The sequence below is a fragment of the Psittacicella hinzii genome (assembly GCF_003585885.1).
GTDB lineage: Bacteria > Pseudomonadota > Gammaproteobacteria > Enterobacterales > Psittacicellaceae > Psittacicella.
On sequence record NZ_NRHC01000085.1, the window covers coordinates 1 to 10355 of the forward strand.

Consider the following 10355-nt stretch of genomic DNA (forward strand, 5'->3'; position numbering starts at 1 on the left):
ATTTTTTACATTCTCCGTAACTATAGCCACAACTTATTCGGTTTATTCTCTGAAAAAGGCTGGTTAATAATCTATACATTATCTTCAGCATTCTTATCAGTGCAAGGTCTTTCTTCTGTAATTAAGACTTCAATACCGTTTATCTATTTCACTTATCCAATCACAATCGCTTTAGTAATCGTTACTTTATTCAACAGCATTACTAAAGAAAGAGTTTGGGTTTATAGATTTGTAGCTATCTTTGTATTACCATTTGCGTTTGCAGACTGCTTCAAATACTTCTCAATTTTCTACTTAGATGGCGCAATCGACATCTTAGGATTTGTGAGAGACTATATCCCATTTGGTAACTCTGATTTCAGTTGGTTTGTTCCTATGTTAGTTGGTGCTGCTATTGGTTTCTGTTTCCCTAAACAGCCAGTAGTAACTTACTTACTAGGTGATAAAGAAAAACATCGTCGTGCTCGTAAACAACAAGCTGAAGACGAATTTGAAGATGTAGTTTAATACTAATCAGTAATTAAAAATAATCTTACAGTACTCAAAGGAAACTTTGAGTACTTCTTTTTTATTAAATTATTTTGCAAATTAGGAAGAAAATTGATATAATAAGCCATTATATTCTTGTCAAAGTAATATTCCCTTTGAATGTATCTATAAGAATATAATAAATCCTTCAAATTTTATTACACTTTATCAATTCAATTTAACAGAAACAGGAAAAACACATGGTAGTTATTCGTTTATCAAGAGGCGGATCTAAAAAACGTCCTTTCTATCAAGTAGTTGTTGCTGACTCACGTTTTGCACGTGACGGTCGCTTCATCGAAAGAGTTGGTTACTTCAACCCACTAGCTTCAGGTCAAGCTAAACGTTTAGAATTAAACTTAGAAGCTATTGCATCTTGGAAAGCAAAAGGTGCTCAATTATCTGATCGCGTAGCTAGCTTAGTTAAAGAAGCTCAAAAAGCTGCTTAATCAGTTCAAACTCGTAAGAGTATAAATTAATTTCGAATTTTTATTTTTTAACATTATTTTTTATACTAGCTCTGGCAGAGAATAGTCCGTGACTACTGTTAACTAGGTGAGGAATTAAAATGAGTAATATCATTAAAAAGCTTGAAGAAGCTCAATTAAAAAAAGACCTACCAAGTTTCCGTACTGGTGACACTTTAGAAGTTAAAGTGTGGGTTGTTGAAGGTAATAAAAGACGTTTACAAGCATTTGAAGGTGTTGTAATTGCGATTCGTAATCGTGGTTTACACTCAGCATTTACATTACGTAAAATCTCTAACGGTGAAGGTGTTGAGCGTGTATTCCAAACTCACTCACCAATTATCGACTCTATTACAGTAAAACGTAAAGGTGCTGTACGTAAAGCTAAACTTTACTACTTACGTAACTTAAGCGGTAAAGCTACACGTATTAAAGAACGTCTTGAAACTAAATAATTTGAAGACACATAAAAGGGAGAGGTCATTTACCTCTCCTCTTTTTTGTTTTCTTTGATAAAGTTTTAATACGTGGTATAATATAGAATTTAATAATTAACAACATATTAATAATTGTGGCTTTACTAATTACACAAAAATGTACTAATTGTGATATGTGCTTACCAGAGTGCCCCAATTCTGCGATTTACGTAGGTGAAGAAATCTACGAAATCGATCCTCTTTTATGCACAGAGTGTGTTGGGTTTTATGATACGCCAACTTGTCAGGCATGCTGTCCGATTAACAAGTGTATCATTAGCGATCCTAACTATGTTGAATCACAAGAAACTTTATGGGAAAAGTTTATTCTTATCCATCATTCTGATGAACTTTAACCTTAAAGATCAAATTAGGCAAGGTGCAAGAAATTGCCTTATTTGACTCTTTAGTATTTTAGTGAGCATACACCAGATCCTAGTAACTAGCGATCTTTTTTTGACTTCTTGCAAACTTTTTAGGAGACTTATGAATCGTATTCTTCACACTATGATCCGTGTAGGCGATTTAGATCGCTCTATTAAATTTTACACTGAAGTATTAGGTATGAAACTATTACGTACTTCAGAAAACCCAGAATACAAATATACTTTAGCTTTCTTAGGTTACGAAGCTAATCCAGAGCAAGCAGAAATTGAACTAACTTATAACTGGGGCGTTGATAAATATGATCTAGGTACTGCCTATGGTCACGTTGCTATTGGCGTTGAAAATGCTTATGAAGCTTGTGAAAAAGTAAAACAAGCTGGTGGTAAAGTTACCCGTGAAGCTGGTCCAGTTAAAGGTGGTAAAACAGTTATAGCCTTTGTTGAAGATCCAGATGGCTACAAAATTGAATTTATTGAATTAGGCTCTCGTCCTACTCAAGGATCAACAGAGGTGTAATTTGACTAACAATTCGGAATTCTCAGTAGAGCAAATTGAAAAAATTTGTAAACTTGCTGACGAATTTGACTATAGCCTTTTTGTAAATGATCATGTTAATGGTGTTAAAGCTTACAATGGACATGAATATGCTAACTATGCAGAAGTAACGCAGTTAGATAAAAAAGATCCAGTTCACCAACAAGCTGCAGAATACATGGTAAAAAGGTTTAGAGGATTTTGTCCAATTGTTGTAGATATTGAAACGACGGGAATAGATTACAACATACACTCTATTATTCAAATAGCAGCGGTAGCTTTAACTTTTGATAAGGACTTAAACTTAGTTCCTTATGCAGAGCTTAAGTTAAATGTGCACCCATTAGAGGGTAAACAAATCAATCCTGACTCAATAGCTATTACAAAGATCAATCCTTTTAATTATCAGCGTAAAGCTGTAGATTTAACTACAGCTTTAACTGCTCTTTGTAAATTTGCTCGTGGTGCGCAAAAAGCTCACGGCTGTAAAAGATGTGTTCTAACAGCTCATAATGTAAATTTTGATAAGGGCTTTATTTACCATTACCTAGATCTTTGCAAAATTAAAAGAGTTCCTTTCCATCCATTTACTACTTTTGATACGAGTGTCTTAGGTGCGATTTTTCTCGCTGACTCTCGTTTAAAAATTGCACTAAACAAATTACCTAACTATAACTTTGATTCAAGCAAAGCTCATGATGCTCTCTTTGACGCGCATGAATGTGCTAAGCTTTTTTCATACTGTGTTAACTCTAGTAGAGATATGGTTGCCCCTTATCTCACTGATGAAGACGCAGATTAAATATATCTATCCTGTTATTACTCAAAAATATGAGCAATCAATTTGTTTTTACTATGCACCGCCTATCTAAGGTAGTGCAACCGAATAATAGATTTATCTTAAAAGATATTAATTTAAGCTTTTTCCCAGGTGCTAAAATCGGGGTTTTAGGTTTAAATGGTGCAGGTAAATCAACTTTATTAAGAATTATGGCTGGTGTTGATACTAACTTTGAAGGTACAGCGAGACCTCAAGCTGGTATTAAAATTGGCTACTTACCTCAAGAACCAGAACTAGATCCTAATAAAACTGTAAAAGAAACAGTTGAAGAAGCTTTAGGTGATTTAAAAAATGCTCAAGAACAACTTGAGCGCATCTATGCAGCTTATGCTGAACCTGATGCAGACTTTGATAAACTAGCTGCAGAGCAAAGCAAGTATGAAGCTATTATTCATGCTTCTGGTATGGAAGAGCATGAAATTGAACGTGCTAAAGACGCATTACACTTACCACCTGATGAAGCTTTAATTGGCAATCTATCAGGGGGTGAAAAAAGACGTGTAGCAATTTGTCGTCTACTTCTCCAAAAACCTGATATGCTTTTACTAGATGAGCCAACTAACCACTTAGATGCTGAATCTGTTGCTTGGTTAGAGAAGTTCCTAGAAAGATTTGAAGGTACTGTAGTTGCAGTAACCCACGACCGTTACTTCTTAGATAATGTAGCTGGTTGGATTCTAGAGTTAGACCGTGGTGAAGGTATTCCTTGGGAAGGTAACTATAGCTCTTGGTTAGAGCAAAAAGAAGCTCGTTTACAACATGAACAAAGTGTTGAAAACGCACGTCAAAAATCTATCCAGAAAGAGCTTGAGTGGGTTCGTCAAAATCCAAAAGGTCGTCAAGCTAAATCTAAAGCACGTATGGCACGCTTTGATGAATTAACTTCACAAGAGTACCAAAAACGTAATGAGACTAATGAAATCTTCATTCCACCTGGTCCACGCTTAGGTGATAAAGTTATTGAAGTACAAAGTCTAGCTAAAGGCTACGATGGTCGTACTTTATTTGAGGATTTAAACTTTAGTTTACCTAAAGGGGCAATCCTAGGCATTATCGGTGCCAATGGTGCGGGTAAATCTACTTTATTCCGTATCATTACAGGTCAAGAACAAGCTGACTCAGGTCAAGTTGTTTTAGGTGAAACCGTTAAAGTTGCTTCAGTTGATCAGTTTAGAGATAATCTAGACAACAATAAAACTATTTGGGAAGAAATTAGCCAAGGGCAAGACATTATGCAAATTGGTAACTTTGCTATCCCATCAAGAGCATATGTAGGTCGCTTCAACTTTAAAGGCTCTGACCAACAAAAACGTATTGGTGAGTTATCTGGTGGTGAAAGAGGTCGTGTACACCTAGCAAAACTATTACAAGCTGGTGGTAACTTACTTCTTTTAGATGAGCCAACTAACGACTTAGACGTTGAAACTATGCGTGCTCTAGAAAATGCTATCTTAGAATTCCCAGGTAATGCTATGATTATTAGCCATGACCGTTGGTTCTTAGATAGAGTTTGTACTCATATTCTAGATTACACTGACTCAGGTAAAGTAGTATTCTTTGATGGTAACTTCACTGAATATGAAGACTGGAAAGTTAAAAACTTATCTCCAGAAGAATTAGCGCCAAAACGTCGTAAATATACTCATATTTCAGCACGTGGTGCTTAAAAATATTAAATAGCTCCTTGGATACAAGGAGCTATTTTAATGCTTACAAAGAATATTTTTAGGGTTTGTAGTATAATTAACCTATCTAAAAAAAGAAAAATATATAGAAACTTTTATTGGATTGGATATAGTTATGGAAACTAAAAAATTAATTATTTTAGGTTCAGGTCCTGCGGGTTATACGGCTGCAGTTTATGCAGCACGTGCCGGTTTAGAACCTGTCTTAATTTCAGGTCCTCAAGTAGGTGGACAATTAACAACTACTGATGAAATTGAAAACTGGCCTGGTGCTTTTGAAAAAACCACAGGTACTTTTTTAATGAACAATATGCGTCAACATGCTTTAAACATGGGGACTGAAATTATTGCTGACACTATTAAAAAAGTTGATTTTTCATCACGTCCATTCAAACTTTATGGGACTAATGAATACTCAGCGCAAGCGCTTATTATCGCAACTGGAGCTTCAGCAAAATATTTAGGTTTAGAATCTGAAACTAAATACAAAGGCATGGGAATTTCAGCTTGTGCAGTTTGCGATGGTTTCTTTTATAAAAATGGAACTGTAGCTGTAGTTGGTGGTGGTAATGTAGCAGTTGAAGAAGCTTTATACCTTTCAGGAATTGCTAATACTGTTCACCTAATTCACCGACGTCAAGAATTTAGAGCTGAAAAAATTCTACAAAAACGTTTAGCCGAAAAAGTTGCTGAGGGCAAAATTGTTTTACACTTAGATAGTACGGTTAAAGAGTTCCTTGGTGATGATGCTATGGGCTTAAAATCAGTAGTTATTGAAAATGTAAAAGATCAAAGCCTCACAACTCTTGATGTCGACGGTGCATTTATTTCAATTGGTCATCATCCTAATACCGAAATTTTTGAAGGACAATTAGAGATGACTAAAGGCTACATTAATGTAAAATCTAATGGGGAAAGATATAGCACCCAAACAAGCGTTCCAGGAGTGTTTGCCGCTGGTGATGTTACAGACTACACTTATAGACAAGCTATTACTTCAGCTGGAGCTGGTTGCCAAGCAGCCTTAGATGCAGAATTCTTCCTTATGGAAAATGAAAAGTAATGATTTAACATTAAAAAAGCTAGCCAAATTTGCGCTAGCTTTTTTATATTTTAGGACTGGTCAATGAATAAGGCAAAACAAAAATACTTAATACAAATGTTAGATAGCTACTGCGCACCCATGAAACGCTATCTAAATATTTTTATCTTCATAATTACTTTTTGTACTATTTTACAAGTAGTAGCTATAACTAAGCTTGTTAGTGTTTTTATTGCCGACATAAATAATCTTTCACAGCTTTCACTCTACTTAGCAATTGTACTTTTAACAACCGTAGTTAAGGCAATTGCTATTTATTTGCGTTCCAACTTAACTCAAAAAGTTGCTGCCAAAGTACGTACTCAAGTTCGTCAACAAATTTTAACTAGATGTAAACAATTGGGTAGTAAAGGCTTAGGTCACAATACAGTAGAAATGTCTGTTTACTACTTAGAGCAAGTAGAACTATTAAATAACTACATTGCTCGTTTTTATCCACAAGCTATTACTTCACGTATTCAACCTATCTTAATTTTAATATCTGTTTTCTATATCAACTGGATTGCTGGGTTAATACTGTTAATTTGTTTTCCGCTTTTACCTGTATTCATGATTCTGATTGGCTTAAAAACCTCTGAAATGAATGCAAAACAACTAAAAAATCTTCTCTATCTAGGAAATCAATTCCACGATAAGCTAGTAGGCATCAAGACTATTATTGCCTTTTCTAAACAAAAAGAAACTTTAGAAAAGATGACCTCAAATAGTCAAAACTATACTTATACTACCATGCAACTCTTAAAAGTTGCCTTTTTAAACTCAGCTGTTTTAGAGTTTCTCTCATCAGTATCGGTTGCTTTAATGGCTGTATACTTCGGGATTTCTTATCTTGAACAATTACATTTTGGTACTTATTCAGGAACCGCTGTAAGTTTATTTGCAGGATTTTTCTGTCTAACTTTAGCTGGTGAATTTTTCCAACCTTTAAGAGATTTAGGTACTTACTATCACGACCGCTCATCTGCTTTAAATGCAATTGATGAAATTGAAAAATTTGTTAACCAAAGAGCGCAAGACAACCAAGAATATGTTGATGTTGATCGTGTAGTTCAAGAGCAAGACGAAAAAGCTGACAAAGACAACTTATATGATTCAAGTTTTAAATCAATTGATTTAGCAACTAATCCTAATTCTAGTAAGATTTATCGTAATGTGCAAAGCGAAGAAAAAGATGAACCAGCTAAAGCTCGCAAGCGCAAAAGTAAAAAAGAACTTATTTTCTTAGATGCAACTAAAGCCCCAAGTAATAGTGAATTAAAGTATCCTTTTAGTCAAGCTTCAAAAGAAAAGGCTTTATATCTAACAGAAACAAGTGAAATAGTCGCACAAGACTTAAAGATATTCACGCATTCTGGATACTTACTCTTAGAAAATCTAAATTTTAGCTTTAAGCTTAATGAGAAAATTGCGATAATTGGGGAATCTGGAGCTGGTAAAACTAGTTTACTTTCTTGCTTACTAGGTCTATATCCTTATCAAGGTAGTTTAAAAATTGATGGGGTTGAATTAACTGAAATCAATGAAGACTTTTACTATCCTTATCTAAGTTGGTTAGGACAAAATCCAAATTTAGATCAAGTATCTATTCTAGATAACTTAAGATACAACTCTAAATTTTTAAATAACCATCTAGATGCTAAACCTACTTTAGCGCAAAATAATACTGATAATCTGACTCAGGTAGAACAAAAATATGCAAACTACCTACAAAACTTACCAAGTTTAAGTCAGTTATCAATTAAAGAAGCAATTATTAAAGCTCAATTAGAAGCATTAGTTTCTCAACGTAGCTTGAAATATACTATTGAGCAACATAATATCGGTCTCTCTGGAGGACAAGTACAACGTTTAGCTTTAGCTCGAGCTTTAGCAAAACCTCACTTATTCCTTATTATTGATGAGCCAACTGCTAACTTAGATTCTAAACTTGAAAAAGCTATTTTCTCAAATATCAAAAATCACCAACAAGGGATTTTAATGGTAACTCACCGTTTAGAGCACAGCATGAGTTTTGATAAAATTTATCAACTAACTAAACAAGGTATCAGCTTAGTGGAGGGCAAAACTAATGTTTAAATTGCTAACTAGATTATTTGCTGGTAAAACCTTTATTATGCTCTTAGGACTAGTTCTAACTATTTTAAGCCTTGGCTCATCGTTAGGACTTCTAACCTTATCTGCTTGGTTCTTAGCTTCTTGTTATTTAGTTGCTAGTATTGACTTTAATATCTTCTATCCGTCAAGTTCAGTACGTGGTTTTGCAATCTCGCGTACTGCCTTAAAATATGCTCAACGCTTAGTTACCCACAAAGCAACTTTTGAAGTTTTAACTAAACTACGTATCCAAGTCTTTGCGGGTTTATTACCTATGTTTACTGATATAAACAAGATGGAGAAATACCGCTCTAGTTTAAATAAAGGTAATAATAAGCTAAGCGACAATGAACTCTTTGACCGTGTAATTAAAGATATAGATAATCTTGATGGTTTCTATGTTAATATTCTTATTCCTTTTCTAGGTACCTTACTACTTTTTGTAGGTTTTACTATTGGTTTAGGTTATATTGACCAGAAATTAGCTTTATTTGTTGGTGGTAGTCTAATTCTTGTTACTTTAATTGTTCCGTGGATATTTTACTCTCTCGGTAAAAAAATCGCTGCAAACATTGAGCAAGAAACTACTAGTCTACGTCTAGCATTTTTAAATTATTTAGAACTACAATTTGAAAATGTTATCTTTAATCGTGAAAAAGCTAAACTTGATAAGTTAGACCAACTTAATAGTCAATTAATTAGTAAACAGCTTCAACAAGATAAGTATGTAAATCTAACTACTTTTATCTTACAAGTTTTACTTGGCACCTTACTAACTGTAACTATTTTTGGAACAAGTTATCTACAAGTATTGCATGCAACTGATCTACGCTTACCAGGTCTAGCGCTAATTTTTATCTTCATTATTATTGGCTCAATCGAGTTTATTATTCCTTTAGCAAACCTATTTGTTCATCTTGGACAAGTAATTGTGGCAGCAAGAAACTTAGAGCCCCTACTTGATGATAAACAAGCAAGCAAACTTGCAAATGAATTAATTGCCCAAGATCTAGAAAAGGTTGAAGATCTTTCAGCAGTTGGAGATACTAGTAAATTCTTCCCAGATCAACTTTCGCAAGAGGTAGTCAAGCAAACTCATAGTATCGAACTTGAAGTTAAAAACTTTAATTTTAACTACCAAAAGAATGCAGTTATTGAAAACTTAAACTTCAAGTTTGCTCCTAAGCATACCTATCTTATTCAAGGTGATTCTGGTTTAGGGAAAACTACATTACTTAACTGTATTCTTGGACTTGAAACTTCTTATAGTGGAGAAATTAATTTCCATCTTCAAGATAAAGAAGGACAAAAAATTACTAGTTTAGAAGCAAGATCTGGCATGCAAAGAGAACTTTGCGTACATTTAAGTCAAAGAGTTTATATTTTTAATGACTCTATCTTTGATAATTTAAAAATAGCTAAAGATGATTTAACTGTAGAGCAAGCTCAAGAAGTTCTAACATTAGTTGGTCTTGGTTACTTAACCAAAGATTTACAACAAATTTTAGGCAACGGAGGACGTGCTCTGTCTGGTGGAGAAATTCGTCGTTTTGGTATTGCTCGTGTTCTTCTTTCACAAGCTAAACTGTTTGTCTTAGATGAACCAACAGAATCAATTGATTACGCTTTAGAAAAAACCGTACTCGAATTAATCTTTGCTCATGCTAACAAACTTGAAGCTAGTGTTATTTTAGTATCACACAACAAAAATAACTATGACTATTGCCAACATCTACTCAAAATGGGTAAATTAAATAATACTACCTATCTCGAGGAGTTTAGTCATTAACATAAAAAAAAAGAGAAGTCTTATCATGAAACATCAAGATATAGGGATTCCCGAAATTCTTAAAAATCTATAAAGAGGGGTTAATATCTTTTTGCATAAAAAACAATAAAAAATCAAGATTAAAAAGTTAAACTATGTTATAATAGTGCAGGGCAGACTGCCCTGCACTTATCCTTTAGACTTTTGCAATAATTCTTGACCAAAATTATGAATAAAACTTACTCTTTACCATTAGAAAAAATCGTTATTAAAGCTACTAGATCTTCAAATATTCAAAACGTTTTATTTAGAGGATACCAGTATAAAATCGATGGAAAACCAAAATATTCACAATTTTTAATTGGTAAACTAGTAATTGAAGAAGATGGTAAAGAAAGTTTTATTCCAAATGCTAATTACTTTGAAATTTATGACAAAAATAATGCTCCTTATCCGGAGAATGTAAAAAATAA

Annotated in this window: 11 protein-coding genes; all 11 read left to right on the forward strand. The window is 33.8% G+C overall.

What is annotated here, in order from left to right:
- Window positions 1-507: branched-chain amino acid transport system II carrier protein (locus tag CKF54_RS06370; RefSeq protein ID WP_222987550.1), on the forward strand; the 507-nt coding region annotated here is incomplete at its 5' end.
- Between the two features lie 221 nt (window positions 508-728).
- The gene (gene rpsP / locus CKF54_RS06375; RefSeq protein ID WP_119525530.1) at window positions 729-977 is read left to right on the forward strand and encodes a 30S ribosomal protein S16; all 249 of its coding nucleotides are present in this window, start codon (window positions 729-731) and stop codon (window positions 975-977) included.
- A gap of 119 nt (window positions 978-1096) precedes the next feature.
- A complete protein-coding gene (gene rplS, locus CKF54_RS06380) occupies window positions 1097-1450 on the forward strand; it encodes a 50S ribosomal protein L19 (protein ID WP_119525531.1) in 354 nt (117 codons plus the stop codon).
- 116 nt (window positions 1451-1566) lie between these two features.
- Complete coding sequence (locus CKF54_RS06385) at window positions 1567-1827, forward strand: YfhL family 4Fe-4S dicluster ferredoxin (RefSeq protein ID WP_119525532.1); 261 nt, start codon at window positions 1567-1569, stop codon at window positions 1825-1827.
- 130 nt (window positions 1828-1957) lie between these two features.
- Window positions 1958-2374, forward strand: a complete 417-nt coding sequence (gene gloA, locus CKF54_RS06390) for a lactoylglutathione lyase (protein ID WP_119525533.1) — start codon at window positions 1958-1960, stop codon at window positions 2372-2374.
- Window position 2375: 1 nt separating this feature from the next.
- Window positions 2376-3194 (forward strand): exonuclease domain-containing protein, encoded by an 819-nt coding sequence (locus CKF54_RS06395; RefSeq protein ID WP_119525534.1) that lies wholly within the window; start codon window positions 2376-2378, stop codon window positions 3192-3194.
- Between the two features lie 29 nt (window positions 3195-3223).
- A complete protein-coding gene (gene ettA, locus CKF54_RS06400; RefSeq protein WP_119525535.1) occupies window positions 3224-4900 on the forward strand; it encodes an energy-dependent translational throttle protein EttA in 1677 nt (558 codons plus the stop codon).
- A gap of 133 nt (window positions 4901-5033) precedes the next feature.
- Window positions 5034-5981, forward strand: coding sequence for a thioredoxin-disulfide reductase (gene trxB / locus CKF54_RS06405; protein ID WP_119525536.1), 948 nt, complete (start codon window positions 5034-5036; stop codon window positions 5979-5981).
- A 63-nt stretch (window positions 5982-6044) separates the two neighbouring features.
- Window positions 6045-8096 (forward strand): ATP-binding cassette domain-containing protein, encoded by a 2052-nt coding sequence (locus CKF54_RS06410; RefSeq protein ID WP_119525537.1) that lies wholly within the window; start codon window positions 6045-6047, stop codon window positions 8094-8096.
- Complete coding sequence (locus tag CKF54_RS06415; RefSeq protein ID WP_119525538.1) at window positions 8089-9903, forward strand: amino acid ABC transporter ATP-binding/permease protein; 1815 nt, start codon at window positions 8089-8091, stop codon at window positions 9901-9903. Before CKF54_RS06410 ends, CKF54_RS06415 begins: the two co-directional genes overlap by 8 nt.
- A gap of 207 nt (window positions 9904-10110) precedes the next feature.
- Window positions 10111-10355 (forward strand): hypothetical protein (locus CKF54_RS06420; protein ID WP_147396827.1); only part of this gene is annotated, 245 nt, incomplete at its 3' end.

What these genes read in the sequence shown, in the direction of transcription:
- rpsP (WP_119525530.1), top strand. Translation starts at nt 729, where the DNA reads ATGGTAGTTATTCGTTTATCAAGAGGCGGATCTAAAAAACGTCCTTTC.
- rplS (WP_119525531.1), top strand. Translation starts at nt 1,097, where the DNA reads ATGAGTAATATCATTAAAAAGCTTGAAGAAGCTCAATTAAAAAAAGAC.
- CKF54_RS06410 (WP_119525537.1), top strand. Translation starts at nt 6,045, where the DNA reads ATGAATAAGGCAAAACAAAAATACTTAATACAAATGTTAGATAGCTAC.
- ettA (WP_119525535.1), top strand. Translation starts at nt 3,224, where the DNA reads ATGAGCAATCAATTTGTTTTTACTATGCACCGCCTATCTAAGGTAGTG.
- CKF54_RS06415 (WP_119525538.1), top strand. Translation starts at nt 8,089, where the DNA reads ATGTTTAAATTGCTAACTAGATTATTTGCTGGTAAAACCTTTATTATG.
- trxB (WP_119525536.1), top strand. Translation starts at nt 5,034, where the DNA reads ATGGAAACTAAAAAATTAATTATTTTAGGTTCAGGTCCTGCGGGTTAT.
- gloA (WP_119525533.1), top strand. Translation starts at nt 1,958, where the DNA reads ATGAATCGTATTCTTCACACTATGATCCGTGTAGGCGATTTAGATCGC.